This window comes from Deinococcus roseus, assembly GCF_014646895.1.
GTDB classification, from domain to species: domain Bacteria; phylum Deinococcota; class Deinococci; order Deinococcales; family Deinococcaceae; genus Deinococcus_C; species Deinococcus_C roseus.
Map to the genome: position 1 here is coordinate 1 of NZ_BMOD01000093.1, position 638 is coordinate 638.

General features: G+C 62.1%; 1 protein-coding gene. It reads left to right on the top strand.

Annotated elements, in window-relative coordinates:
* Window positions 1-638, top strand: a 638-nt coding sequence (locus tag IEY52_RS26525; RefSeq protein WP_268239770.1) for an EF-Tu C-terminal domain-related protein, incomplete at both ends; no start/stop codon positions are given.

Sequence of the window (638 nt, forward strand, 5' to 3'; positions counted from 1 at the left end):
GGCCGTGGCGAAAACGAATGGGTCGACCGCATCTGGGAACTCCTCGACGCCGTGGACTCCTACATCCCCACCCCTGAGCGTGCCATCGACAAACCCTTCCTGATGCCCGTGGAAGACGTGTTCACCATCACTGGTCGTGGCACCGTGGCCACCGGACGTGTGGAGCGCGGCATCTGCAAAGTCGGCGATGAAGTGGAAATCGTGGGTCTGCGCGACACCAAGAAAACCACCGTCACTGGCGTGGAAATGCACCGCAAGCTGCTCGACCAGGGCCTCGCAGGCGACAATGTCGGCGTGCTGCTGCGTGGTGTGGCCCGTGATGACATCGAGCGTGGCCAGGTGCTGGCCAAGCCCGGCTCAATCAAGCCCCACACCAAGTTCCTGGGCAGCGTGTACATCCTGTCCAAAGAGGAAGGTGGCCGTCACAGCGCCTTCTTCGGCGGGTACCGTCCCCAGTTCTACTTCCGCACCACCGACGTGACGGGTGTGATCACCCTGCCCGAGGGCGTGGAAATGGTGATGCCCGGGGACAACATCGAGTTGACTGTGGATCTGATCAAGCCCATCGCCATGGAAGAAGGTCTGCGTTTCGCCATCCGCGAAGGTGGCCGGACCGTTGGTGCAGGCGTGGTTTCCAA